This window comes from Streptomyces sp. NPDC107765 (assembly GCF_055657085.1).
This window is the reverse complement of record NZ_JBVKBL010000006.1, coordinates 77,109-101,639: the sequence shown is the minus strand read 5'-3', so window position 1 is coordinate 101,639 and position 24,531 is coordinate 77,109. Positions and strand designations below refer to the sequence as shown.

The window sequence follows — 24,531 nt, the reverse complement described above, 5'->3', positions numbered from 1 at the left end:
GGTCAGCGGTGGCCGGCGGCGACGGCCTTCTCGGTGGCTGCCCGCACCTCGGCCTCAATGGTGCCGGACAGCGGCAGGCGCGGCGGCCGGGTGGGACCGCCGGGGCGGCCGACGATGTCCATGGACAGCTTGATGGCCTGCACGAACTCGGTCTTGGAGTCCCAGCGCAGCAGGCCGTGCAGGGACCGGTACAGCGGCAGGGCGGTGTCCAGGTCCTGGGCCACGGCGGCACGGTAGAGCTCGGCGCAGGCGGCGGGGAAGGCGTTGGGGTATCCGGCGATCCAGCCGACGGCGCCGGCCAGTGCGAGCTCCAGGAGCACGTCGTCGGCGCCGATCAACAGGTCCAGCCCGGGGGCGAGTTCGGCCAGTTCGTACGCCCGGCGCACATCGCCGGTGAACTCCTTGACCGCCACGATGCTGCCCTCGTGGTGGAGGCGGGCGAGGAGCGCGGGCGTCAGGTCGACCTTGGTGTCGATGGGGTTGTTGTAGCCCACGACCGGCAGGCCCGCCTGTGCGACCTCGGCGTAGTGGGCGCGTACGGCGGACTCGTCGGCGCGGTAGGCGTTGGGCGGTAGCAGCAGGACACTGCCGCAGCCCTCTTCGGCGGCCTGCTCGGCCCAGCGGCGTGCCTCGGCGCTGCCGTATGCGGACACTCCGGGCATCACGCGCGCACCGTCGCCGGCGGCCGCGACGGCGGTGCGCACCACGCCGGCACGTTCCTCGTCGGTCAGGGTCTGGTACTCGCCCAGGGAGCCGTTGGGTACGACGCCGTCGCAGCCGTTGTCGAGGAGCCAGCGGACGTGTGCGGCGTAGGCGTCGTGGTCGACGGACCGGTCCGCACGCAGGGGGAGGGCGGTGGCGACCATGATGCCGCGCCAGGGGCGTTCGGCGCTCCAGGTCGTGGCGGTGGAGGCGGTGGTCATGAAGGAACCCTTCTGTGACGTATGGCGCTTACTGTGGCGTGTGACATTGCATGAGGTGGTGCGTAGTGCCGCGGGGCGCGGGCCGTCGGTCAGGCGCCGGCACCCTCCTCCGGATCGGCGCCTCCCCCCGGCCTGCCGGATTCCGACGCGGCCGTCCCGGTGAGGGCGGCGAGCACTTCCAGCCGGACCGGCACCGCCAGCGGCCGGCGCTCGGGAGACGGCGGCAGCCCCTCCCCCCGCCCCTCCGCGGCCAGGCAGGCCACGGCCGCGCCGCAGATCCGGCCCTGGCACCAGCCCATGCCGGCGCGGGTCAGGAGTTTGACGGTGCGGGTGTCCCGGGCGCCGAAATCGGTGACCGCCTCACGGATGCGGCCCGCGCTGACCTCCTCGCAGCGGCACACGTCCGTGCTGTCGTCGAGCCACCCGCTCCACCCGGCGCCGGGTGCGTGCGCCGCGGCCATCACGGAGGCGAAGGCGCGCATCCGGTCGCGCCGTCGGCACAGGGCACGGACCCGGCCGCTCCCGGCGGGCGCGGGCCGCCCGCCCAGTCGGGCCGCAATCGCGAGACCCGCCAACTCGCCCTCCACACAGGCGAGTTGCACGCCGCCGATGCCGCCCGTCTCGCCCGCCGCCCAGATGCCGGGTACCGAGGTCTCCTGCTGTGCGTCGAGGTCGAGGGCATGGCTGCCGTCCGGAGTGCGCCGGGTGGTACAGCCCAGGCCGGTGGCGAGTTCGAGCTGCGGGACGAGGCCGAAGCCGACCGCCAGGGCATCGCAGGCGATGTGGCGGCCGGACCCCCGTACGGGCCGCCAGTCGCGGTCGAGCCGGGAGACCGTGACGGCCTCCACCCGGTCGGACCCGTGCACCTGGGTCACCGCGCTGCGGGTGCGCAGCCGCACCCCGTGCCGCAGCAGCGCGGTGCCGTGCAGCGCCGCCTCCGCCATCTTGTGCGCGTTGGCGGCGAGGGTGCGGGGGTGGCGGGCGTAGCCGAGGTAGCCGGATGCCTCGACCACCGCCGGGACGCGGGCCCCCGCCTTGGCGAGCGAGGCGGCGACGGCCAGCAGCAGCGGCCCGCTGCCCGCCACCACCACGTTTCCCCCAGCTCTCGACTTCGCTCGACCAGGGGAGGCCCCGATCCCGGGCAGCACCAGGCCGGACTTCAGCATCGCCTGCGCTCCCCCCGCGCCCACCACGCCCGGCACCGTCCAGCCGGGGAACGGCAGTTGACGCTCGTACGCGCCGGTCGCGAGCAGCACCGCGCGGGCCCGCACCCGGACCGGGCGCTCCCCGTCGCCGTCCGCTCCGGTGACGGCGTGCACGTCCCACAGGCCGCCCGGCTCCGCGCGGACGACGGTCCAGACGTGGTGGCCGGCGAGAAGGGTCACGCTGCTGTCGGCCAGCCGGCGGCGCAGGCCGGCGAAGGTGGACCAGTCGTGGTGCAGAGCCTCAGGACGGGTGGCGCCGAGGGCGGGGGCGGGGTGCCGGTAGAACTGCCCGCCCGGCTGGGCGGCGGTGTCCAACAGCGCGACGGACAGGCCGCGTTCGGAGGCGGTGACGGCACCGGCGAGGCCCGCGGTGCCGGCTCCGATCACCGCGAGGTCGTACTCCGGGTCATCGGTCGCCGAGTTCGGCATGGCCGTGTCCCTCCTGGGTCGTGACGGCGTCGCCGGGTCGCGCCGGGACCAGGCAGGCCCGGCGGTTGGGTTCCCCGTTGACGGTGGCGAGGCAGTCGAAGCAGTGCCCGATGCCGCAGAAGGCGCCGCGCGGCCGGCCGCCGACGCGGGTGGTGCGCCAGGCGAGGATGCCGGCGGCCCACAGCACGGCGGCCAGGGATTGGCCGGGCAGCGCGACGATCGGGCGGCCGTCGAAGGTGATCTCGAACGCGGCGTCGGGCACCGCGCCGACGAGCTCGGCGGGGCTGCGGTCACGCGCCATGACACGGCTCCTTTCGCAGGGGGTCGGTGCGGGGTCGGCCCGGGGCCGGGGAGGCGGTCATTCCGCCTCTCCCGAGCCAAACCGGTCGGGTCGGAACGGGCTGATGTCCAGCGGGAGTTCGCCGTCCGTCAGGGTCTCCGCGATGATCCGTCCGGTGGCCGGGGCGAGGCCGATGCCCGCTCCTTCGTGGCCGCAGGCGTGCAGCAGCCCCGGCCGGCGCGGGTCGGGCCCGATCGCGGGCAGGTGGTCGGGCAGATAGGGGCGGAAGCCCGCGTACGTCCGCACGGCCCGCACCGTGGCGAGGACCGGGAAGAGCTCCACCGCCTGTGCGGCGAGGCGGCGCAGCACCTCGACGGACGGCGAGCGGTCGTACCCGACCCGCTCCCGGCTCGCGCCGATCAGGACCGGGCCCGCCGGGGTGCCCTCGACGACGGCGGAGGTCTGCAGGGCCGCCGAGTCACTGGCGACGTCGGCGACGTAGTCCGCGGCGTACACCTTGCCCCGCACCAGGCGCGGCAGCGGCTCGGTGACCAGCACGAAGCCGCGCCGGGGCAGCACCGGAAGAGCCACGCCGGCGAGCCGGGCCAGCTCGCCGCCCCAGGTGCCCGCGGCGTTCACGACGTAGGGGGCATGGAGGTCACCGGAGGGCGTCCGCACGCCCCGCACCTCGCCGTGGGCGCCGGTGAGGATCTCGGTGACCTCCTCGCCGAGCCGGAGGCTCACCCGGTCGCCGGCCGCGCGCAACAGGTGGGCGGCGGCGAGGGCGGGCTGCACCTGGGCGTCCTGCGGGTAGTGGACGCCGCCCGCGAGGCCGGGGGCGAGGTGCGGCTCAAGGTCGCGGAGCCGCCCGCCCGGCACCACTTCCGCGGCGACCCCGGCCGCCGTCTGTCGTGCGGCGAATTCCCGCAGCGCGGCCAGGCTCTTCCCGTCGGAGGCGACGACGAGGCCGCCCTTGGCCTCGTACTCGATCCGTGACGGCAGCACCTCGGCCAGTTCGCGCCACAAGTGCGTGGAGTAGAGGGCGAGTTCGAGCTCGGGGCCGGGTTCCTTGTCGGAGACCAGGAGGTTGCCTTCGCCGGCGCCGGTGGTGCCGCCGGCGACGGAGCCGCGGTCGAGCACGGTGACCTTCAGGCCCCGCCGGGCCGCGTAGTAGGCGCAGGCGGCGCCGACCACGCCCGCCCCGATGACGAGGAGATCCGGAGAGTTTCTCGTGGGCACGTCAGTAATATTTCACATTGCACCCGCGTTGCCAAGAGATCTCCCGGCCCGGAGACAATTCCCTTGCCACGGCCCGGAAACGCCCCAGGTGGCCGGTGGGCTCAGCCCTCCATCAGCTCACCCATCCACGCCTCCACCGCCTCCGGCGTCCGCGGCAGGGCACCCGACAGCAGCCGCGCCCCGTCCGCCGTGATCACCAGGTCGTCCTCGATCCGTACGCCGATGCCACGCAGGTCGGGCGGGAGCGTCTCGTCGTCCGGCTGGAGGTAGAGCCCCGGCTCGACCGTCAGCACCTGACCTTCCGCCAGCACCCCGTCCAGATAGGCGTCGGCCCGCGCCTGCGCGCAGTCGTGCACGTCGAGCCCGAGCATGTGCCCGCTGCTGCAGAGGGTGTAGCGGCGGTGGAAGTCCCCTTCCGGGTTCTTCAGGACGCCCCATTCGGTGAGCCCCTCCGCGATCACCCGCATCGCCGCGCGGTGGAAGTCGCGGAACCGCGCACCCGGCCGCAGCGCGGCGATGCCCGCCTCCTGGGCCGCGAGCACCAGGTCGTACACCTGCCGCTGCACCGGGGAGAAGCGTCCGGAGAGCGGCAGGGTGCGGGTGATGTCGGCGGTGTAGAGGGTGTCGGTCTCCACGCCGGCGTCCAGGAGCAGCAACTGGCGGGCGTCCAGCGGGCCGTCGTTGCGTATCCAGTGCAGGACGCAGGCGTGGGCGCCACCGGCCGCGATGGTCTCGTAGCCCGTGCCGTTGCCCTCGGCGCGGGCCCGCAGCCCGAAGACGCCCTCGATCCAGCGCTCGCCGCGCGGATGGGCGAGGGCGCGCGGAAGGCTGCGGACGACGTCCTCGAACCCGGCGGTCGTGTGGTCGACGGCGAGCTGCAACTGCTCGACCTCCCAGGCGTCCTTGACGAGTCGCAACTCGCTGAACACCGAGGCCAGTTGGGCGTCCGCGGCGGCGTTGCGGCCCGGGGGCAGGGCGCCGAGGCCGTCCAGGTGGACGCAGCGGATGCCGGTCATCCGCTCGGCCTCGGCGAGGTCGGGGCGGCGGCCGACCCAGAATTCGCCGTACCGCCGGTCCCGGCAGAAGCCGCTGTCGGTGCGCGGTGAGCGGGGGCGGATGTACAGGACCGCTTCGTGCCGGTGCGGTCCGTCCGGCTCCAGGACCAGGACGTGCCCCGCCTGGTCCTCGCCGGTCAGGCCGGTGAGCCAGGCGTAGGCGCTGTGCGGCCGGAAGCGGTGGTCGCAGTCGTTGGAGCGGACGGTGAGTTCACCGGCGGGGACGATCAGCCGTTCGCCGGGGAAGCGGGCGGAGAGGCGCTGCCGGCGGGCGGGGGTGACGTCGGCGGCGGGCAGCCGGAGGGCGTCCGGCAGCGGCGTCGCCGCCCAGCCGCTCGCCAGGAACCGCTCCAGCTCCGGCGTGACGGGCAGGTCATGGCTGACGGTGCGCGGGGCGGTGGGAACAGCTTCCGTCATGGGGTCTCCTCCTCGGTTGCGGTGCCGGCCGGGGTGCCGGTTGCGGAACGGGTGCGGTGCGCGTCGCAGAGCGGGTCGCAGAAGCGGGTTGCGGGCAAATGCGCCCTTCCTGACGGCAGTTCACTCGGGCACAGCTGGGTAACGGGGCGATCGACATCTTGTCAGTGCAATTTCACATTACTATGTTACGGGTCACATTCCAGCCTGACGGCTGTCCGACTGTTCTCGGAGTGACCACTTGATGAACAAGCGCACCCGTACCGCCGCGGTCTCCCTGGCGGCGGCCCTCGCCCTCGGCACGGCCGGCTGTGCCGGCGGCAAGGACTCCGCGGACGGCAGGGGCCGCGGCAAGAACCCCGCCCTGGTCAACCAGGGCAAGGTCGTCGGCGGCACCCCGAAGCGGGGCGGCACCCTCACCGTCCTGTCCAACCAGGACTTCACCCACCTCGACCCGGCCCGCAACTGGGTCATGAACGACATGGACTTCGGGACCCGCCTGCTCTACCGCACCCTGGTGACCTACCGGGCGGCCCCCGGCCCCGCGGGCCGCACCCTCGTCCCCGACCTCGCCACCGACCTCGGCACGCCGTCCCACGGCGCCCGGACCTGGACCTTCCATCTCAAGAAGGGCGTCAGATACGAGGACGGCACACCCGTCACCGCGCAGGACATCAAGTACAACGTGGAGCGGTCCTTCTCCCCCGACCTGCCCGGCGGCGCCGACTACGCGGCCCGCTACCTCGCCGGCGCCGAGGGATACCAGGGCCCCGCGGACGGCCGGCACCTCGCCTCCGTCAAGACGCCGGACGACCACACGATCGTCTTCGAACTGCGCAAGCCCTTCGCGGAGTTCCCCGACGCCACCGTGATGCCGACGTTCGCGCCCGTCCCCCGGGCCCGGGACGACGGACCGCGCTACGACAACCGGCCGTTCTCCTCGGGGCCGTACAAGATCGAGTCGTACGGGCGGGGCAAGCGGCTCGTCCTGGTCCGCAATCCGTACTGGGACGCGAAGACCGACCCGGTGCGCAAGGCGTATCCGGACCGGCTGGTGGTGGAGATGGGCCTGAAGGCCAACCAGATCGACGACCGGCTCATCGCCGACCAGGGCCCGGACGCCTCCGCCGTCCCCTGGTACGCACTGCGCCCGGAAAGCGCGGCCAAGGTGCTGCCGCGGGCCGACGTCCGGGCGCGCCTGCTGGCGGAGTCGACGAACTGCACGGACATGGTCCAGATGCACACCGGGCGAAAGCCCTTCACCGATGTGCGGGTGCGTCGAGCGGTGCAGTACGCCCTCGACAAGGACTCGGTGCTCACCGCGTCCGGCGGCCCGGCCTTCAACGACCTGTCCACCGCCTACATGCCCGCCGCGCTCTTCGGCGGACGGCAGCCCGACACCGTCAAGGTCCCGGCCGGCGGGGACGTCGCCAAGGCCAAGCAACTGCTCAAGGAGGCGGGCAAGCCGGACGGCTTCTCGACGGAGATCACCGTGTCCTCCGGCGACAAGGGACGTGCCGAGGCCATCCAGCAGTCCCTGGCCAAGGCCGGCATCAAGGTCGCCATCAACACCGTCGACCCGTCCGCCTTCTACGCCACCATCGGCGACACCAAGAACCGCACCGATCTGGTCTTCACCGGATGGTGCCCCGACTACCCCTCCGGCTCGACGTTCCTCCCGTTCGTCTTCGACGGCCGGTACATCAAGGAGAAGGGCAACTCCGGCAACCACTCGCTCTTCCGCGACCGGCCGACCATGCGGCGGATGGACGAGATCGCCGCGATGACCGACCCCCGGCGGGCCGACCGGGCGTGGCGGCAACTCGACGGGGAGATCCTCAAGAAGGCCCCCGCCGTCCCGGTCCTGGTGCGCCGCTGGCCCCTGGTGGTCGGCGGCAACATCGCGGGCGCCTACGGCCAGACCTCCTTCGGCGGCCAGCTGGACTACGCCTCCGTCGGCCTCAAAGACCCCGCCAAGAGCCGGACTTGAGGAGGGGCAGGCCCATCATGTCCTCCCCCGCACCCGAGCCGCTCGCCCCGGAGGCGGCCCCCCTGTCCGCCGCACCCGGCCGCCCCGGGCAGTTGGTCCGCCGCGAACTGCGCCGCCGCGCCTCGGTGAAGATCTCCCTCGCCGTCATCGGGCTGTTCCTGTTCATGGCAGCCGCGGCCCCGCTGCTGAGCGCGCTCGGCGGCTGGTCGCCCGATGCGTTCGACAAGTCCGCCGTCGATCCGTACCTCGGCGGCACGCCCCTCGGACCGCTCGGCGGGATCTCCGCCGACCACTGGCTGGGCGTCGAACCGGTCACCGGACGTGACCTGTTCGCCCGGGTCGTGCACGGCGCCCAGGTCTCCCTGCTCATCGCCCTCACCGCCACCGCGATCGTCGTCCTCACCGGGACCGCGGCCGGTATCGCGGCCGGCTACTTCGGCGGCCGCACCGACGCCCTGCTCTCCCGCCTGATGGACCTCACCATGTCCTTTCCGTCCCTCATCTTCATGATCGCGATGATGTCGGTGGCCAAGGACGTCAACCGGATCCTGCTGATGACGGCCGTCATCGGCCTCTTCGGCTGGCCCGGCATCGCCCGCGTGGTGCGCGGCCAGACTCTCTCCCTCAAGCACCGCGAGTACGTCGACGCCGCCCGCGTCGGCGGCTCCGGCCCCTGGCGGATCCTCACCCGCGACATTCTCCCGGGCGTCGCCGGTCCCGTCATCGCGTACACCACCCTCCTCATTCCCGGGATGATCGCCACCGAGGCGGCCCTGAGCTACCTGGGCGTCGGGGTGCGGCCGCCCACCCCCTCCTGGGGCCAGATGATCGCCGAGAGCGTCTCCTTCTACGACACGGACCCCATGTACTTCGTCATCCCGAGCGCCTGCCTGTTCCTGACCGTCCTCGCGTTCACGCTGCTCGGCGACGCCCTGCGCGACGTCCTCGACCCGAGGGGAAGCCGCACATGATCCGCTACACGCTGCGGCGCCTGGTGGCCGTCGTCGGAGTGCTGATCGCCGTCGCCGCGGTCACCTTCACCATCTTCTACGTCCTGCCCTCCGACCCGGCCGCCGCGGCCTGCGGCAAGTCGTGCAGCACCGAGCGCCTGGAGGCGATCCGGGCACACATGGGGCTCGACGAGCCCGTGTGGCGGCAGTTCTGGGACTTCGTCTCCGGGATCTTCACCGGCCGCACGATGGGCAGCGGCCGGTACACCCTGCACTGCCACTTCCCGTGCCTGGGCTACTCCTACGAGAACAGCGAGGCCGTCTGGGACCTCCTCGTGGACCGGCTTCCGGTGTCCGCGTCCCTCGCCGTGGGTGCGGCCGTGCTGTGGCTGGTGCTCGGGCTGAGCGCCGGGGTGGTCGCGGCCCTCCGCAAGGACACGCTCATCGACCGGGTCCTGATGGTCGGGGCGGTCGGCGCCGCCTCGCTGCCCGTCTACTTCACCTCGATGATGCTGATCTACGGCCTCATCCGGGTGGCCGGCCTGCTCCCGTACCCGCGGTACGTCTCCTTCGCCGAGGACCCCGCGCACTGGGCGTCGAACCTGCTGCTGCCCTGGCTGGCGCTCGCCCTCCTGTACGCGGCCATGTACGCACGGCAGAGCCGCAGTTCGATGATCGAGACGATGGCGGAGCCATACCTCCGCACGGCCCGCGCCAAGGGCCTGCCGCGCCGAACCGTCGTCGTCAAGCACGGCCTGCGGGCCGGGATGACGCCCCTCCTCACCCTCTTCGGCATGGACCTGGGCGGGCTGCTCGCCGGTGCGGTGATCACCGAGTCGCTCTTCGGCCTCCCGGGCATCGGGCGGCTCTTCTACGGCGCCCTGACCACCGGTGACCAGCCGGTGATCCTCGGGGTGACGCTGCTCGCCGCCACGTTCATCGTCGTCGCCAACCTGGCCGTCGACCTCCTGTACGCCGTCGTCGACCCCCGAGTGAGGCTGTGATGGCCACCGCCACCGAACCCCTGCTGGCCGTGCGGGACTTGGCGGTGACGTTCGCCACCGAGCACGGCCCCGTACACGCCGTCGACTCCCTGTCCTTCGACGTCCGCCGCGGCCGCACCCTCGGCATCGTCGGCGAGTCCGGCTCCGGCAAGTCGGTCACCTCGATGGCCGTGCTGGGCCTGCACACCGCGGCCGAGGTCAGCGGTTCGATCACCCTGGAGGGCCGGGAGCTGGTCGGGCTCTCCGAGCGCGAGCTGAGCCGGCTCCGCGGCCGCCGGATGGCGATGGTCTTCCAGGACCCGCTCTCCAGCCTCCACCCCTACTACACGGTCGGCGAGCAGATCGCGGAGCACCACCGGGTGCACTTCGGCTCGCGCCGCGCCGCCGCCCGACGGCGGGCCGTGGAGATGCTCGCCGAGGTCGGGATCCCGGAGCCGGAGCGCCGGGCGGGTGAGTACCCGCACCAGTTCTCCGGTGGCATGCGGCAGCGGGTGATGATCGCCATGGCCCTGGTCTGCGAACCCGACCTGCTCATCGCGGACGAGCCCACGACCGCCCTGGACGTCACCGTCCAGGCCCAGATCCTGGAGCTGCTCGCCCGGCTCCAGGAGGAACGCTCGCTCGCCGTCGTCCTGATCACCCATGACCTCGGCGTGGTCGCCCGCGTCGCCCACGAGGTCCTGGTCATGTACGGCGGCCGGGCGGCCGAACAGGCGCCGGTGGAGACCCTCTTCGCCGCCCCGGCCCACCCCTACACGCGCGGCCTGCTCGATTCCCTCCCCCGGCTCGACGACGCCGACGACGCCCCGTTGCGCGCGATCCCCGGCAGCCCGCCCTCGCTGCTCACCCCCACACCGGGCTGTGCGTTCGCGCCCCGCTGTCCGCGGGCGGCGGCGGCCGACCGGGCCGGCCGCGAGCGGTGCACCCGTCACCGACCCGGGCTGGTCGCCTCCGGCGGGCACGCGGTCGCCTGCCATCTGCCGCTCGGCCCGGCCACCGCGCCCGGCGTCCCGGGCCACCCCCGGTCCGAGGGCCCGGACCAGATCCGAAAGGTCACACCATGACGACGCCCCGTACGTCCCCGCCCCCGGCCGCCGCCGGCTCCCCGTCCCGGGGCCCGGCGCCGCTGCTGTCCGTACGCGAGGTGACCCGGACCTTCCCCGGCAAGCGGGGCCGTACGGCGCCGGTCCGGGCCGTCGACGGCGTCAGCTTCGAGGTGGCCGCGGGCGAAACGCTCGGTCTGGTCGGGGAGTCGGGCTGCGGCAAGTCCACCACCGGCCGGATGATCGTGCGGCTCCTGGAGCCGACCAGCGGTTCGATCACCTTCGACGACCGCGACATCAGCCACCTCGGCCAGCGCGAGCTGCACCCGCTGCGCCGCCACCTCCAGATGGTCTTCCAGGACCCGCACGCCTCCCTCAACCCGCGCCAGACCGTGGCCAGGATCATCGCCGAACCCCTTCTGGCGCAGGGCAGTCCGGCGGCCGACGCCCGCCGCCGGGCCGCCGAACTGATGCAGCTGGTCGGGCTCATCCCCGAGCACCTCGACCGGTATCCGCACGAGTTCTCCGGCGGCCAGGCCCAACGGGTCGGCATCGCCCGGGCGTTGGCCACCGGGCCGCGCCTGGTCGTCGCGGACGAACCGGTCTCGGCGCTCGACGTCTCCGTACAGGCGCAGATCGTCAACCTGATGGAGCGCCTCCAGCGCGAACTGGGTCTCGCCTACCTCTTCATCGCGCACGACCTGTCCGTGGTCAAACGGGTCTGCGACCGGGTCGCCGTGATGTACCTGGGCCGCATCGTCGAGATCGGCCCGAAGGAACGGGTCTACACGGCTCCCGCACACCCCTACACCCGGGCGCTGCTGTCCGCCGTACCGCTGCCCGATCCGGTCGCCGAACGGGCCCGGGAGCGCATCACCCTGCTCGGCGATCCGCCGAGCCCCGCGGCGCCCCCGCCCGGCTGTACCTTCCACCCGCGCTGCCCCAAGGCACAGGCCGTCTGCCGGACCGAGGCCCCGGTCCTGAGCGGGGCGGAGCAGTCCGGGGCCGGGCACCAGGTCGCCTGCCATTTCCCCGAGTCGGTCTGACCGCCCCCGCACACGGCTGTGCCCCGGCGCCCGCCTCGGCACCGGAGCACAGCCAACTGGCTTGTCCTCAGGGCGACTTACGACTTGGTGAGGCGCACCGTGTCGCCGTAGGTGCCGGCCTCCAGCACGTCGATCCGCACCCCCGCGGCCGCGTCGGTGAACGACTCGCCGGGCCCGTACGGCGCGTCGTCCAGAGGCCGGCAGCCCTGCGCCGGGGTGGCGTCGGGCCTGGCGTCCATGACCTGGACGGGGCCCTTGCCGGTCTCGACGGACGAGTCGACCTTGTAGACGAGCGCACCGGTCGCACACAGGCCGGTGTCCGCGCGGGCCGCCCGCCGGGACTCGACCACGTACGCCGAGGTCGGGCCGGTGCGGAGGACGGCCATCTTCGTGCCGCTGCCGTACTCGACGGCGGTGAGCCGGACGGTGTCGCTGCCCGCCGAGGCCCGGCAGACGACCTGGCTGTCGGCGGTCCAGCCGAGCTTCCACGACTCCCAGGCGAAGTACTGCGGTCCGGCCCCGCTGATCAGACCCATGACGTCCCAGCCGCCCACGAAGCGGTGCCCGTCACTGCCCGGGTCGAAGGCGTACAGGTCGGGCAGCCCGAAGGTGTGGGCGGTCTCGTGGCCGACCAGTTTGGGCCCCCAGTGCCACATGTCCTGTCCGAAGGTGACGGCCCATTTGATGCGCTTCCCGTCGGCGACGACGCCCGCCGTGCCCGGCTCGTACAGATAGGTGGGGGTGAAGGAGATGGCCGAGGCGTTCCTCGTCGGGACGACGTACACCATGTCGTACGCGGAGAAGTCCACGTCCGGGTCGGCGGCGGCTACGGCGTCCTTGAGGTACGCCTCGTGCGCCTCGTGGCTGAGGCCGCGGGCGAAGCCGTAGTCGGTGGAGTTGCGGGGCATCCGTACCCAGTGCCGGTGCTGGGAGATGGACAGCCACGCCTTGCCGTACGACGCCTGCCACAGCCAGTCCGCGCCGGGCGTGATCTGTGCCGCGTCCTCGGCCGGGGACTCGGTGGCCGGGGCGTCCGGGAAGTCCACGAAGATCATGCCGACCTTGCGGGTCCCGGAGGGGCGCTGGAACACGGAGCGGTCGGTGTCATGGCCTTCGTCCGTCCATCCGGTGGCGCCCGGCAGCGCGCAGTCGGTGGCGCGGTCCGCCGGCCTGGGCACGTGGGACGCCTCGGCGGACGGGGCCCCGGTGAGGGGGAGGAGGAGCCCGGCGAGTGCCGCCGCGAGCAGCGGGGCGGGTCGGCGGCGGGCAGGGTGCAACGCCTTCATCGTCCTGGACCTTTCCGTGGGGGGTGCAGTGTGAGATGTCACATGAGACTGAGGGCTGCCACACCCTGTCGGGAACCTCTCGCCGGTCCATAACATCCGCGCCATGGATCTGGAGATACGGCATCTGCGGGTGGTGTGCGCGATCGCCGAGGCCGGCAGCCTCACCCGGGCCGCCGCGTCGCTGCGGATGACCCAGCCGGGCCTCAGCGCCCAGCTGCGGCGCATCGAAACCCTCCTGGGCGGCGCGCTGTTCGACCGCCGGCGGGAGGGCTCCGCGCCCACCCCGCTGGGCGATCTGGTGCTGGCCCACGCCCGGGCCATCCTGCCCGGCGTCGACCAGCTCCTCGCCGACACCGACCGGGCCGCGCGGCGCGCCGCGGCGCCCGCCCGCCTCCGCGTCGGCTCGGTGGGCGCCCCGCTGCTCGGCCATCTCCTGCTGGCGGTGCGGAAGTTGCTGCCGGACGCCGAGGTGACCGCCCGTTGCCGGTACGCGCCCGGGCCGCTGCTGGACGACCTCTGCGTCGGCCGTCTGGAGGCCGCCGTCCTCGGTGACCACCCCGGCCAGGAGCCGCCGCCCCGCGACGGCGTACTGCTGCACCCGCTCGTCACGGAGCCCGTCTTCGCCCTGCTGCCCGCCGGCCACCGCCTGGCGGACCGGGAGGAGGTGAGCCTGTCCGAGCTCGCACGGGAGGACTGGGCCGCGCCCCGCCCGGACAGTGACCGCACCCGCGAGTACTGGTCATCCGTCTTCGCGCTGACCGACCGTCGGCCCCGCGTGCCCTACGAGGCGGAGGGCCGGCAGCTGATCGAGATCGTCCGGGCCGGCCTGGCGGTGAGCCTCTGTCAGGCCACCTTCATCGAGGTGCCGGGGGTGGCGGTGCGCCCGCTGGCCGGCAACCCCCTGTGGTACCGCCATGTGCTGGCCTGGCACCGCGAAGGCCCGCTCGCCCGGCACGGCGGGGCGATCCTGCGGCGGGTCCGCGAGGGCTACCTGCGCGACTGCGCGGACAGCCCGGCGTACGCGCGCTGGCGGCAACGGCATCCGGACGCGGCACGGCCCCTGGCCTGAACCAACGGGCGGCGCAAGGGATTTCCCTGAAATGCACCCCGACAAAGGGCTTGTCAGTGCAATTTCACATTATTACGTTACGCATCACATGGCGTGCACCTGCCCGTCAGTCGGCACCTGTACGGCAGCCAGGGCCCCGAACACCGCGGACCCGGTGTGCACGCTTCACCGCCCCCACACAGGAGACCTTCGTGTTCCCTTCAAGAACCCTTCGCAGATCCCTGCTCACGGCCGCGACAGCGGTGACGCTCTGCGTCACCGCGGCCGGAACCGGATACCCCGTCAGCCCCTCCCCCGCCCCACGCGCCACCGCCGCGGCCCTGCACCCGGCCGCCTTCACCGGTCCGACGGCTGCCACACCCACCCCGCACGACAGGGTCGACCGCCTGGCCAAGGCGCCCGCGTCCTCCGCCCTGCGGACACCGGGCCCCGGCGGGCTCGGCAACGGCCGCGTCCCCGGCGCCCACACCCCCAAGGCCAAGGCGAAGGCGAAGGCCCCCGCCCCGCACGCCACGATCGGCAAGGCCGCCGTCCCCTGCACCCTCGACGGCATCACGGGCCTCTCCCCGCAACAGTTCACCGAGTTCCTCGCCGCCCCCGAGGTCAGCGCCGACGGCTGTCTGCGCACCCTGATCTGGAACTGGGACCAGCGCCTCGCGCCCGTCATGTCGAAGGACCACATCCAGGCCGTCGCGAACCGCATCGGCCAGCTCGCCGCCGCGCACGACGGCCGGAACGGCACCCACCTGCTGGAGATGTTCACCTATCTCCACGCGGTCGCGTACCTGGGCTTCTCCCACCGGGAGGTCGACATCACCGACCCGGCGACCCTGGACGCCATGCGCCGGGCCGTCGACGCCTTCGGCTCGGCCGCCCGCACCTTCGACGTGACCCGCAGCAACGCCGAGACGCTCCGCGAGGCCCTCAACGCGGCCAGCGCCAAGGGCCTGCGCCAGTACCAACTCCCGCTGGTCAAGCGGGTCCTCGCCACCATGGGCCCGGACCACCCGGACACCGCCAAGGACTCCTCCTGGGGCGGCGCCGCCCTCGCCGCCCTCACCGTGCAGTACCTCGGCGTCTACCCGGGCAACCAGGACACCGCCTTCCGGGACGCGGTCGTGGCCGACCCGTCCTACCGCGCCGCCTTCAAGGCCTTCGCCGGCTACACCCACCTCAAGGACACGGCCAACGCCTGGGTGGTACGCGACGCGGTCGGCGAGTACGGCCGCACCGGGCAGATCGACCGGCTGCACGACGAAATCGTCGCCGGCCTCGGCCCGCTCCTGGACACCACCGCCCGCAACTTCGGTGCGTACAGCGCCCCGTGGGCCAAGGTGGCCACCTGGCTGATCGAATTCGACGCCTGCACGCCGTACAAGGTCTGCCGTGCGGACATCGAGAAGCGCCTCTTCCCGCAGACCTACACGTACGGCAAGGACGGGACGGACGGCATCACGGTCCGCACCGCCCTCGACCGCAACACCGTCGACCAGCTCTACTACGCCGGCAAGCAGGTCAAGGCGCAGTTCCACCGGGTGATCGGAACCGAGGAGCCGCTGGCGGGAGACACCAACTCCACGCTGCACATCGTCCTGTACGCCTCCCGCGCCGAGTACGAGAACTTCCAGCCGCTGCTGACCGGCCTGAGCACCAGCAACGGCGGCATGTACATCGAGCAGGGCGCGACCTTCTACACCTACCAGCGCAGGGTCCCGCAGGACTCCACCCTCACCCTGGAGGAGCTCTTCCGGCACGAGTACACGCACTACCTCAACGGCCGCTGGGCGGTGCCCGGGACGTTCGGCCAGGGTCCTTGGTACGAGGGCGACCGGACCACGGCGATGGACGAGGGCACCGCCGAGTTCTTCGACGGCGGCACCCGTGACGACGGCATCAAGGTCCGCAAGTCACTGGTGCGGGGCATCATCGCCGACACCGCGAACGGCGGCCCGCGCATGACCGTCGACCAGCTCCTGCACGCCACGTACGACGGGGACGGCTTCCGCTTCTACAACTACGCGGGCACGTTCTTCGAGTTCCTGTGGGCCGAACACCCCTCCCTGCTCAAGGAGATGTACCGCACCCTGCGGGCCGACGACCCGGCGGCCTTCGACGCCTGGCGGGTCCGCCTCGGCAGGGACGCCGGACTCCAGCGGGAGTACGACGCCTTCCTCGACACCAACATCGCCCACGTCGACGACCTCTTCGTCCCCGACACCCAGCACGTCCCGCTCGCCCGGCTGACCGACAGCACGCCCGGCCAGATCCGCTCGTCCTTCGCCAAGAGCACCTACATGAACCCCGACGAGTGCCACGCCTCCGGCTCGAAGGACCGGCCGCGGTTCACCTGCAACGGCCGCATCACGGCGAACCTCGGCGACGCCGGCAACGCCGACCGGGTCTTCAAGGACATGTCCGAGACCGTCGACTTCTTCATCCTGGACCGGGCCGCCCACGGCGACAACAACCTCACCGACATGAACTGCTCCTTCGGCGAGGTCTCCCTCTGGTCCAACGGCCGTGCGGGCACGTCCCCCTTCCACTGCGAAGGCCCGCTGCGCCGCTGACCGGCTGAATCTCATCCCGTAGTGCTCGGCGTCCCTCCTGTGAGGCAGCCCCCCCCCACGACCGTGACCCACGGGCCGGCCGTGGGTGGGCTGCCTCAACCGGGCGGCTCCGCGCAGCGATACGGGCTGATGTGGTCCCCTTCCTGGGCGGACGAAGCATCGTGTTCCTCGTCGGTGCCCGCCTGAGCGGTCGCGACAGGACATGCCGTCACGACAGGAAGGTGACCACCACCGTGCCCCAGCCCCCGCGTCCCACCATCCGCACCTCTGCCAAGGCCGTCGTCCTCCACGAGGACCATGTCCTCCTGACCCGCGCCCACTGGAGAGATCAGGAGTACTACTTCCTGCCGGGAGGAGGCCAGCGCCCCGGTGAGAGTTTCGGTGACGCAGTCCGCCGCGAGGTGCACGAAGAGACCGGCCTGACCGTGACGGTCGACCGCCTGTTGTGGCTGCGCGAATACATCGGCGCCCACCACGGTGAGCCCGACGACGGATCCGAGAGCCACCGCATCGAAGCGATCTTCCTCTGCACTCCCACCAGCGATCCCCATCAACTCGGCGGTCACTCCCAGGACGACACACAGATCGGCCTGGAATGGGTCCCGCTGCGGGACGTCCCCGCCACCGATCTGCTGCCGCAGGCCATCCGGCAGCCCCTCGCAGACCTCTCCCACACCCCGTTGAACCCCGACGCCTACCTCGGCGACGTGGCCTGACCACGAACACGGCCGGTGGCCGATCGCTCGATGCCGGTAGTGGCAGACGGCCTCCCGCGTGCTGAAGCAGGCCAAGGCCGAGGCCGACCGCCGGACCGGACTCTGGGGATCACTGCAGCGCAAGAGGTGAGCCGCGGGCGATCGGAGCGGGGGGAATGGGACCGCACCACCACCAGGCGACCAGCCAGCCGGCCTCCATGACGGCGTCCAGCGCATGACTGCGGCGCACCTTTCCCCTCGGCACGTAGACCAGGTCGACGGCGAGCAGGGTCAGCGCCGTGCCCAGGCCGATACGGCGTGCCTGGGCCAGGCATGCGGGCGCGGGGCAGGTCCGGAGCTGGCTCCAGCCGCAGGTGACCAGGAGCCCGGACACCGTTCTGACCAGCCAGTCCTGTTCCTGTTTCATCCTCCGCGGCCCGAAGTGGCGCTCGAAGCCGCGCAGGCACAGCAGGGCCCAGGCGCCGCCGCCTGCGTTGAACAGGCCCTGGGCACGCGCGACGAGCAACGGGTTCACCGGCGGGCCCTCACGTTCGAGGTGGTGCTGCCCAGGGCCGGGACGGACCGTGCGCGGCGGTCGGTCGTGGCGGGGTCATCGGGCGACCTCCGACTGCCACTGGTCGGAGCGTTCGGTCAGAAACTTCCGGACGGCCCTGCCGTGCAGGGCATCCAGTGCCTCGGTCTGCTGCCGCGCTCCGGCCAGGAGTTCTTGGAGCCGCGGGGTGTCCAGCCGGGGTTCCCGCGGAGCCCAGTCGAGGAGCGTGCGCCACAGGAGCGCCTTGCCTTCGACGCCGAGACGCATTCCCTCAAGCTCGACGATGGTGCTGAGACCGGAACGACGGACCACCCGGCCGTTGGGCTTCAGACGTCCGATCTTCTCGCCCGCCCAGGCTCCGTAGATCTTGTATCGCCGCACCGGAACGCCCAGGGCGGCCATCAGCCGCAGGAGCGCCTGCCGGTCCAGCGAGATCTCCGCGGCGAGGTCCTTCACTTGACCGCCGAGGTCCGAACCCTGGTGCTCCCGGGCCATGCGCCGGGCGAGCTCCACACCGGCCGTGGCCCCGGCCAGGTGGTCATTGAGGTAGACCGCGACCATCCGCGACTCCGCAAGCCGACCGTCCATGATCGACCTCCCTCGCTGGGAATGGGTGATCTTTCCCTGCGCCTGAGTGGCCCATTTCAGCCTAGCGAGTCGCGGCCGTGCCGGGCCTGTCGGCCGGAGGAGGGAAGGGCCAGGGGCTTGCCTCGTATACGGGGAGGGGGTATATCTTTCTCCCATGCCAGCCATACCCCCCAGGGGTATCAATCGAACGAGGAGCAGTGATGACGACCCTCACCGAATCCCACGAGGTCGAACTCGCCATCGGCGGTATGACCTGCGCCTCGTGCGCGGCCCGTATCGAGAAGAAGCTCAACCGCATGGACGGTGTCGAAGCCACCGTCAACTACGCGACGGAGAAGGCGAAGGTCAGCTACCGGGCCGGTGACGTCTCGGTCGGCGATCTGATCGCCACCGTCGAGGCGACCGGCTACACCGCACAGGAGCCCGCCCCGATACCGGCCCGTACGGACCACGCACCGGCGACGGGCGGCGCGGACGCAGCGCCCGATGAGCTCCGGCCGCTCCGGCAGCGGCTGATCACCGCCCTGGTCCTCGCGGTTCCGGTGGTCGCGATGGCGATGGTTCCGGCGCTGCAGATCGAGTACTGGCAGTGGCTCTCGCTCACCCTCGCCGCGCCGGTGGTCACCTACGCGGCGTGGCCCTTCCACCGCGCCGCCTGGACGAACGCCAGGCACGGCGCGGCAACCATGGACACCCTGATTTCGGTCGGCACGTCGGCGGCTTTCCTGTGGTCGCTGTGGGCGCTGTTCTTCGGTACTGCCGGAATGCCCGGTATGACGCACTCCTTCGAGCTGACCCTCGCCCGCAGCGACGGCGCGGGCAACCTCTACCTCGAAGCCGCTGCCGGCGTCACCGCCTTCATCCTGGCCGGGCGCTACTTCGAGGCCCGTGCGAAGCGGAAGGCGGGTGCGGCGCTCAGGGCGCTCCTGGAGCTGGGGGCCAAGGAAGTCACCGTTCTCCGGGACGGGCATGAAGTCACCCTGGCCACCGCCGCGTTGCAGGTCGGTGACCGCTTCCTGGTCCGCCCCGGGGAGAAGATCGCTACGGACGGAACGGTGGTCGAGGGCTCGGCGGCGGTGGATGCGTCGATGCTCACCGGCGAGTCGGTCCCGGTCGAGGTCTCCGTCGGCGATGCGGTCACCGGTGCCACGCTGAACGCCGGCGGGCGGCTCTTGGTCGAGGCCACCCGGGTCGGCGCAGACACCCAACTCGCCCGTATGGCCAGGCTCGTGGAAGACGCACAGAACGGGAAGGCCGCCGCCCAGCGGCTGGCGGACAAGATCTCTGCGGTCTTCGTACCGATCGTGATCGCGCTGGCGCTCGCCACCTTCGGCGTCTGGCTCGGCAACGGGGCGGGGCTGACGGCCGCGTTCACCGCTGCCGTCGCCGTCCTGATCATCGCCTGCCCGTGCGCCCTCGGGCTCGCCACTCCGACCGCCCTCATGGTCGGGACCGGGCGTGGTGCCCAGCTGGGCATCCTGATCAAGGGGCCCGAGGTGTTGGAGACCACCCGAAAGGTCGACACCGTCGTGCTGGACAAGACCGGCACGGTCACGACGGGACGGATGACCCTCGTCGGCGTCCACACCAGCGAGGACGAGGGTGAAGTCCTCCGGCTCGCGGGGGCGTTGGAGCACGCGTCCGAGCATTCGATCGCCCGCGCGGTGGCCGAAGGGGCCCGGCAGAAGGTCGGTGTCCTGCCCGCGCCGGAGGGCTTCGGCAATGTCGCCGGGCTCGGCGTCCAGGGCGTCGTCGAGGGGCACGCGGTCCTCGTCGGCCGGCCCAAGCTGCTCGCCGAGTGGGCGATCCACCTGCCGGCCGAACTGGAGCGTGCCCGGGCCGAGGCGGAGGCGGCGGGTCGTACGGCGATCGCGGTCGCCTGGGACGGTGCGGCGCGGGCCGTCCTGGAAGTGGCGGACGCCGTCAAGGAAAGCAGCCCGGAGGCCGTCCGCCGACTGCGGGCCCTCGGCCTGACCCCGATTCTGCTCACCGGCGACAACCGGACGGTGGCCGGGGCGGTCGCCGCGGAGGTCGGCATCGACGAGGTGATCGCCGAGGTGCTGCCCGAGGACAAGGTGAACGTGGTCAAGCGCCTCCAGGCGGAGGGGCGCAGCGTCGCCATGGTGGGTGACGGGATCAACGACGCCGCCGCGCTCGCCCAGGCCGATCTGGGACTGGCCATGGGGACGGGCACGGACGCGGCGATCGAGGCCGGTGACCTCACCCTGGTACGAGGAGACCTGCGGGCCGCGGCGGATGCGATCCGGCTCGCCCGCAAGACGCTCGGCACGATCCGTACCAACCTCTTCTGGGCCTTCGCCTACAACGTGGCCGCCCTGCCGCTCGCGGCGGCCGGTCTGCTCAACCCGATGATCGCGGGCGCGGCGATGGCCTTCTCGTCGGTCTTCGTGGTGGGCAACTCACTGCGGCTGCGCACCTTCCGCGCCCGGTCCTGAACCGCGGTCGGCCGGGACGGAAGTCGGCTCCGCGCGGCCGGAGTTGATGGGCCGCCGCCCCGGTTGCGGGTAGTGCCGGGATGAGGGCATGGTGGAGAGGGGAACCCAGCTCCAAGGGAGCCCGTGATGACTTTCCTCAGATGCCTGGGAGACGTACCGGGCAACCGCTTCCTGGACGGTCGTACCGGCGACGGGACCGTGGGCCTCGCTCCCCATACCGGCCCACCGTTCTCGGGCACGATGTGGAACGTCAGGGCCCTCTCCCACGAACCTGACGTGGTGGTCTTCGAGTGCCTCGGGGAGATACCCGGCAACCGCTTCCTCGACGGCCGCACCGCCGACGGCACGGTGGGCCTCGCACCCCACATCAATCCGCCGTTCACCGGCACCAGATGGCTCGCCACCCGGCTCGACGGCGGTGTGCGGTTCTACAAGTGCCTCGGCGCCGTCGAAGGCAACCGCTTCCTCGACGGCCGGACCGGCGACGGCACCGTGGGCCTCGCGCCCACCAGCGGTCCCCCGTTCACCGGCACGAAGTGGAGGACCGAGGTTCCGCTCGATTGAGTACCGAGCGGGGGTCCGGGAGGAACGGAGGGCGTCTGCGGCCATCAGGCGCCCTCCGTCGTTCCCTCCGAGCGGTTCACGGTGGTTCAGGGCGGTTCAGAAGGCCGTCTGGGCGAACCAGCGGTCGAGTACCGCGCCCTCGCCCGAGACGGTGAAGGCGGTGTCCTGGTACGTACGCCGCCCGTAGAGCAGCAGCAGGAGGTCCGCCGCCTGCCCTCGTACCGTCGCCCGCGGGGCGGATGACGCGGCGTCACCCGGGTCGGTGTCGGCGCCCGCCCGTGGCAGCAGGCGGAAGCCGTCCGGATCCAGCCGCACCCGCCACTCCTCGCCGGTGGCGTCGGCGGGGTCGGCGCACCGGAAGGCGATGACCTCGCCGTCACCCCGCAGCTTCGCCACCTCCGGAGCGAAGAGGCCCGCATACGGCAGATTGACCAGGAATTCGTCCACCCCGTCCGCGGCCAGCGCGGGGTCGATGGCCGACTCGTGGCCGACGGCACGCTCCGCGTCCACCCGGTGCACCAGCGTCTCGAACAGCATCCGGCGGGCCCAGAACCGCGCGTGCTGGTCCTCTCCCCAGGCCCACATGGCCGCTTGGGGGTCCGTGTTCCGCAGTACGGCGGCCACGGTGGGCACTCCCGCGGCCACCCAGCCGGCGTACTCCTCCGTGCGGTCCGGCAGCCCCAGTTCCACGTCGCGGCTGCGCGGCGGCTCTTGCACCAGCTGGGTCAGCAGCGCGCAGAACCAGCGCTGCAGCGATCCCACGTGCCGGGCGAGCTCGGCCAGCGTCCAGTCGGGACAGGCGGGCACGGGGGTCGCCGGGTCTGCGCCGTGGACCACCTCGGCGAAGCGCAGGGTCTCCCGCTCGATCGCCTGCCGATAGGTGTCGTAGGGCAGGGGGTGCCCCGTCCCGTTCGTCGTCTCCATCAGCTGCCGCCTTTCCGTCCACGGCACGGGCTGCCGTCGTGGCCAGTGTGGAGGCTGGAGTCCACTCCAAGGCAAATCCCGCCTCCCCAAGGGGGGAAGTCCGCACAGCTGGCGGCCCGGCCAGGAAGGTCAGCGGTTCGGCGGTACGGGTGCGCCGGTCCCGGTCGGCCCCGTCCGTGCGCCGAGGGCGCGCAGCAGGAACGGGAGGAGCTCGCTGATCGCTGCCTCGCCGGACGACGGGCCGTCCGCGGTGGCCCGGTGTGCCGCATCGGGGGTGAGGAAGAGGCGGCTGACCATCGAGCCGACGACCAGGTCGGCGAGGACGTGGGCGTGCTCCAGGGGCGGGATGTCGCCGCGGTCGACGGCGCGGCGCACGACGGTGGCGGCCCGGTCGCGGACCGGCTCGATGATCGCGGTGTCCAGCACCCGGGCCAGCGCCTCGTTGTGGGCGGACTCACCGATCAGGACGTGCAGCAGCCGGCCGCCGGGGCCCTCCAGCGTCTCGGCCTTGTCCCGGAGCAGCGCGGCCAGGTCGCCTTCGAGGCTGCCGGTGTCGGGCTGAGGGCCGAGGTCGCTCGCCCAGCGCACGGCGGTGCCGACGACCAGGTCTTCCTTGGAACGCCAGCGACGGTAGAGGGTCGCGGTGGAGACCCCGGCCCGTTTCGCCACGGCGGCCGTGGTCAGTCCGCCGTAGCCGCTCTCCTGGAGGACCTGGACGGTGGCCTCCAGGAGGGCCCGGTCGCGTTCGGTGTCCCGCGGGCGGCCACGGGCGGCGCCCCGCCCGGCCGCCGCGGTCTGGTTGCTCTCGGTGCGTTCGCCCACACCGGGAGTCTACCGACCCCTCATTACGAAACGAAAATTTTTCGTTTCAAGTAGCCTCGGCGACATGACATCCCACACCACCACCTCTGCCCCGGACGCGGGCGCCCTCGACGCGGCCGCCGCCGTCGTCGACCGGCTCCGCACCACCTTCGCCACCCGCCGCACCACCGGCACCGACTGGCGGCGCGGCCAGCTCACGGCCCTGCGCACGCTGCTCACCGACCACCGCGACGAGCTCCTCGCCGCGCTGGCCGCCGACCTCGGCAAGGGCCCCGAGGAGGCGTACCGCACCGAGATCGGCTTCACCCTCCAGGAGATCGACCACACCCTCGACCGGCTCGACGACTGGCTGGCGCCCCGGCCCGCCGCACTGCCCGAGCGGCTGCTCCCGGCGACCGCGCGGGTCGTCCGCGAACCGCTCGGCGTCGTCCTGGTGATCGCGCCCTGGAACTACCCGCTGCAGCTCGCGCTCGCCCCGCTCGTCGGCGCCCTCGCCGCGGGCAACTGCGCCGTCGTCAAGCCCAGTGAGCTCGCCCCCGCGACCTCGGCCGCGCTCGCCCGGCTGCTGCCGCGCCACCTGGACGCGGACGCGGTGGCCGTCGTCGAGGGCGCCGTCCCGGAGACCACCGCACTGCTGGCCCAGCGCTTCGACCACATCTTCTACACCGGCAACGGCACCGTCGGCCGGATCGTGATGACCGCCGCCGCCCGGCACCTGACACCGGTCACGCTGGAACTGGGCGGCAAGAGCCCCGTCGTCCTCGACGCCGGTACGGATCTGGCCGCGGCGGCCCGGCGGCTGGTCACCGGCAAGTTCCTCAACGCCGGCCAGACCTGCGTCGCCCCCGACTACGTCCTGGCCATCGGCGACACCGCCCGGGACATCGAAGAGCACCTCGCCGAGGCCGTACACGAGACCTACGGAGCCGACCCGGCCAGCGCGCCCGAGTACGGACGGATCGTCAACGAGCGCCACTTCGACCGTCTGACCGCCCTCCTCGACAGCGGCCGCACGGTCTTCGGCGGCACCCACGACCGCGCCGACCGCTACCTGGCCCCCACCGTCCTCGCCGACGTCTCCCCCGACGCCCCGGTGATGCAGGAGGAGATCTTCGGCCCGATCCTGCCGATCGTGCCGGTGCCCGACCTGGACGCGGCGATCACCTTCATCAACCACCGGGACAAGCCGCTGGCGCTGTACGCGTTCACCGACTCCGACGCCACCAAGCACCGTCTCCTGACCGAGACCTCCTCCGGCGCGCTCACCTTCGGGCTGCCGGTCGCCCATCTCACCGCGCCCGACCTGCCGTTCGGCGGGGTCGGCGAGAGCGGTATGGGGCGCTACCACGGCGAGTACTCACTGGAGACGTTCAGCCACACCAAGGCAGTTCTGGACAAGCCGCTGGGATGAGCGGGACGGTCGACCCGG

General features: G+C 72.4%; 21 protein-coding genes. 11 read left to right on the top strand and 10 right to left on the bottom strand.

The features are described 5' to 3' along the window. Window positions 1–2 precede the first annotated feature (2 nt). From ACZ7MX_RS16765 to ACZ7MX_RS16745, 5 genes are all read right to left on the bottom strand, one after another. Window positions 3–923 (bottom strand): dihydrodipicolinate synthase family protein, encoded by a 921-nt coding sequence (locus tag ACZ7MX_RS16765; protein WP_472132716.1) that lies wholly within the window; start codon window positions 921–923, stop codon window positions 3–5. 89 nt (window positions 924–1,012) lie between these two features. Beyond that, complete coding sequence (locus tag ACZ7MX_RS16760; protein WP_472132714.1) at window positions 1,013–2,557, bottom strand: FAD/NAD(P)-dependent oxidoreductase; 1,545 nt, start codon at window positions 2,555–2,557, stop codon at window positions 1,013–1,015. Further along, on the bottom strand, window positions 2,535–2,858 hold the full coding sequence (locus tag ACZ7MX_RS16755; protein ID WP_030413894.1) for a (2Fe-2S)-binding protein: 324 nt from the start codon (window positions 2,856–2,858) through the stop codon (window positions 2,535–2,537). Before ACZ7MX_RS16755 ends, ACZ7MX_RS16760 begins: the two co-directional genes overlap by 23 nt. Before the next feature lie 57 nt (window positions 2,859–2,915). Then, window positions 2,916–4,076 (bottom strand): NAD(P)/FAD-dependent oxidoreductase, encoded by a 1,161-nt coding sequence (locus ACZ7MX_RS16750; protein WP_472132712.1) that lies wholly within the window; start codon window positions 4,074–4,076, stop codon window positions 2,916–2,918. A gap of 101 nt (window positions 4,077–4,177) precedes the next feature. Continuing rightward, the gene (locus tag ACZ7MX_RS16745; protein WP_472132710.1) at window positions 4,178–5,548 is read right to left on the bottom strand and encodes an aminopeptidase P family protein; all 1,371 of its coding nucleotides are present in this window, start codon (window positions 5,546–5,548) and stop codon (window positions 4,178–4,180) included. 241 nt (window positions 5,549–5,789) lie between these two features. On the opposite strand from ACZ7MX_RS16745, the gene ACZ7MX_RS16740 reads away from it, so the two are divergent. The 5 genes from ACZ7MX_RS16740 to ACZ7MX_RS16720 are packed head-to-tail and all read left to right on the top strand — an operon-like array spanning window position 5,790 to window position 11,578. Then, window positions 5,790–7,535 carry an ABC transporter substrate-binding protein gene (locus tag ACZ7MX_RS16740; protein ID WP_472132708.1) on the top strand — a complete coding sequence of 582 codons (1,746 nt, stop codon included), beginning with the start codon at window positions 5,790–5,792 and terminating at the stop codon, window positions 7,533–7,535. A gap of 17 nt (window positions 7,536–7,552) precedes the next feature. Further along, window positions 7,553–8,506, top strand: a complete 954-nt coding sequence (locus ACZ7MX_RS16735) for an ABC transporter permease (RefSeq protein WP_472132706.1) — start codon at window positions 7,553–7,555, stop codon at window positions 8,504–8,506. Then, entirely contained in the window at window positions 8,503–9,489 is a 987-nt protein-coding gene (locus ACZ7MX_RS16730; RefSeq protein WP_472132704.1) for an ABC transporter permease, read from the top strand. Before ACZ7MX_RS16735 ends, ACZ7MX_RS16730 begins: the two co-directional genes overlap by 4 nt. Next, a complete protein-coding gene (locus tag ACZ7MX_RS16725; RefSeq protein ID WP_472132702.1) occupies window positions 9,489–10,553 on the top strand; it encodes an ABC transporter ATP-binding protein in 1,065 nt (354 codons plus the stop codon). The genes ACZ7MX_RS16730 and ACZ7MX_RS16725 overlap by 1 nt, the downstream gene beginning before the upstream one ends. Then, window positions 10,550–11,578 carry an ABC transporter ATP-binding protein gene (locus tag ACZ7MX_RS16720; protein ID WP_472132700.1) on the top strand — a complete coding sequence of 343 codons (1,029 nt, stop codon included), beginning with the start codon at window positions 10,550–10,552 and terminating at the stop codon, window positions 11,576–11,578. Before ACZ7MX_RS16725 ends, ACZ7MX_RS16720 begins: the two co-directional genes overlap by 4 nt. Before the next feature lie 77 nt (window positions 11,579–11,655). On the opposite strand, the gene ACZ7MX_RS16715 is transcribed toward ACZ7MX_RS16720, so the two are convergent. Further along, entirely contained in the window at window positions 11,656–12,864 is a 1,209-nt protein-coding gene (locus ACZ7MX_RS16715; RefSeq protein WP_472132698.1) for a M6 family metalloprotease domain-containing protein, read from the bottom strand. Window positions 12,865–12,967: 103 nt separating this feature from the next. Here ACZ7MX_RS16715 and ACZ7MX_RS16710 point away from each other — a divergent pair, with 103 nt between their 5' ends. From ACZ7MX_RS16710 to ACZ7MX_RS16700, 3 genes are all read left to right on the top strand, one after another. Continuing rightward, entirely contained in the window at window positions 12,968–13,933 is a 966-nt protein-coding gene (locus ACZ7MX_RS16710) for a LysR family transcriptional regulator (protein WP_472132696.1), read from the top strand. Between the two features lie 191 nt (window positions 13,934–14,124). Beyond that, window positions 14,125–16,500, top strand: coding sequence for a collagenase (locus ACZ7MX_RS16705; protein ID WP_472132694.1), 2,376 nt, complete (start codon window positions 14,125–14,127; stop codon window positions 16,498–16,500). A gap of 221 nt (window positions 16,501–16,721) precedes the next feature. Then, the gene (locus tag ACZ7MX_RS16700) at window positions 16,722–17,216 is read left to right on the top strand and encodes an NUDIX domain-containing protein (protein ID WP_472132692.1); all 495 of its coding nucleotides are present in this window, start codon (window positions 16,722–16,724) and stop codon (window positions 17,214–17,216) included. A 109-nt stretch (window positions 17,217–17,325) separates the two neighbouring features. On the opposite strand, the gene ACZ7MX_RS16695 is transcribed toward ACZ7MX_RS16700, so the two are convergent. Both ACZ7MX_RS16695 and ACZ7MX_RS16690 read right to left on the bottom strand, forming a co-directional pair. Then, a complete protein-coding gene (locus tag ACZ7MX_RS16695; protein WP_472132690.1) occupies window positions 17,326–17,730 on the bottom strand; it encodes a hypothetical protein in 405 nt (134 codons plus the stop codon). Window positions 17,731–17,805: 75 nt separating this feature from the next. Beyond that, window positions 17,806–18,336, bottom strand: coding sequence for a hypothetical protein (locus ACZ7MX_RS16690; protein ID WP_472132688.1), 531 nt, complete (start codon window positions 18,334–18,336; stop codon window positions 17,806–17,808). 200 nt (window positions 18,337–18,536) lie between these two features. On the opposite strand from ACZ7MX_RS16690, the gene ACZ7MX_RS16685 reads away from it, so the two are divergent. Beyond that, on the top strand, window positions 18,537–20,792 hold the full coding sequence (locus ACZ7MX_RS16685) for a heavy metal translocating P-type ATPase (protein WP_472132686.1): 2,256 nt from the start codon (window positions 18,537–18,539) through the stop codon (window positions 20,790–20,792). Between the two features lie 126 nt (window positions 20,793–20,918). Continuing rightward, the gene (locus ACZ7MX_RS16680) at window positions 20,919–21,356 is read left to right on the top strand and encodes a hypothetical protein (RefSeq protein ID WP_472132684.1); all 438 of its coding nucleotides are present in this window, start codon (window positions 20,919–20,921) and stop codon (window positions 21,354–21,356) included. A 96-nt stretch (window positions 21,357–21,452) separates the two neighbouring features. Here ACZ7MX_RS16680 and ACZ7MX_RS16675 read toward each other — a convergent pair whose 3' ends face one another. Both ACZ7MX_RS16675 and ACZ7MX_RS16670 read right to left on the bottom strand, forming a co-directional pair. Continuing rightward, window positions 21,453–22,280 (bottom strand): maleylpyruvate isomerase family mycothiol-dependent enzyme, encoded by an 828-nt coding sequence (locus tag ACZ7MX_RS16675; RefSeq protein WP_472132682.1) that lies wholly within the window; start codon window positions 22,278–22,280, stop codon window positions 21,453–21,455. Window positions 22,281–22,409: 129 nt separating this feature from the next. After that, complete coding sequence (locus ACZ7MX_RS16670) at window positions 22,410–23,102, bottom strand: TetR/AcrR family transcriptional regulator (RefSeq protein WP_472132680.1); 693 nt, start codon at window positions 23,100–23,102, stop codon at window positions 22,410–22,412. A gap of 64 nt (window positions 23,103–23,166) precedes the next feature. Here ACZ7MX_RS16670 and ACZ7MX_RS16665 point away from each other — a divergent pair, with 64 nt between their 5' ends. Then, window positions 23,167–24,513 carry an aldehyde dehydrogenase family protein gene (locus ACZ7MX_RS16665; RefSeq protein ID WP_472132678.1) on the top strand — a complete coding sequence of 449 codons (1,347 nt, stop codon included), beginning with the start codon at window positions 23,167–23,169 and terminating at the stop codon, window positions 24,511–24,513. Window positions 24,514–24,531: the final 18 nt, after the last annotated feature.

Bases quoted from the DNA above. Each gene is read 5' to 3' on its own strand.
- ACZ7MX_RS16710 (WP_472132696.1), top strand. From the start codon at position 12,968: ATGGATCTGGAGATACGGCATCTGCGGGTGGTGTGCGCGATCGCCGAG.
- ACZ7MX_RS16755 (WP_030413894.1), bottom strand. From the start codon at position 2,858: ATGGCGCGTGACCGCAGCCCCGCCGAGCTCGTCGGCGCGGTGCCCGAC.
- ACZ7MX_RS16760 (WP_472132714.1), bottom strand. From the start codon at position 2,557: ATGCCGAACTCGGCGACCGATGACCCGGAGTACGACCTCGCGGTGATC.
- ACZ7MX_RS16715 (WP_472132698.1), bottom strand. From the start codon at position 12,864: ATGAAGGCGTTGCACCCTGCCCGCCGCCGACCCGCCCCGCTGCTCGCG.
- ACZ7MX_RS16740 (WP_472132708.1), top strand. From the start codon at position 5,790: ATGAACAAGCGCACCCGTACCGCCGCGGTCTCCCTGGCGGCGGCCCTC.
- ACZ7MX_RS16685 (WP_472132686.1), top strand. From the start codon at position 18,537: ATGACGACCCTCACCGAATCCCACGAGGTCGAACTCGCCATCGGCGGT.
- ACZ7MX_RS16665 (WP_472132678.1), top strand. From the start codon at position 23,167: ATGACATCCCACACCACCACCTCTGCCCCGGACGCGGGCGCCCTCGAC.
- ACZ7MX_RS16675 (WP_472132682.1), bottom strand. From the start codon at position 22,280: ATGGAGACGACGAACGGGACGGGGCACCCCCTGCCCTACGACACCTAT.
- ACZ7MX_RS16720 (WP_472132700.1), top strand. From the start codon at position 10,550: ATGACGACGCCCCGTACGTCCCCGCCCCCGGCCGCCGCCGGCTCCCCG.
- ACZ7MX_RS16690 (WP_472132688.1), bottom strand. From the start codon at position 18,336: ATGGACGGTCGGCTTGCGGAGTCGCGGATGGTCGCGGTCTACCTCAAT.
- ACZ7MX_RS16680 (WP_472132684.1), top strand. From the start codon at position 20,919: ATGACTTTCCTCAGATGCCTGGGAGACGTACCGGGCAACCGCTTCCTG.
- ACZ7MX_RS16725 (WP_472132702.1), top strand. From the start codon at position 9,489: ATGGCCACCGCCACCGAACCCCTGCTGGCCGTGCGGGACTTGGCGGTG.
- ACZ7MX_RS16735 (WP_472132706.1), top strand. From the start codon at position 7,553: ATGTCCTCCCCCGCACCCGAGCCGCTCGCCCCGGAGGCGGCCCCCCTG.
- ACZ7MX_RS16745 (WP_472132710.1), bottom strand. From the start codon at position 5,548: ATGACGGAAGCTGTTCCCACCGCCCCGCGCACCGTCAGCCATGACCTG.
- ACZ7MX_RS16765 (WP_472132716.1), bottom strand. From the start codon at position 923: ATGACCACCGCCTCCACCGCCACGACCTGGAGCGCCGAACGCCCCTGG.
- ACZ7MX_RS16730 (WP_472132704.1), top strand. From the start codon at position 8,503: ATGATCCGCTACACGCTGCGGCGCCTGGTGGCCGTCGTCGGAGTGCTG.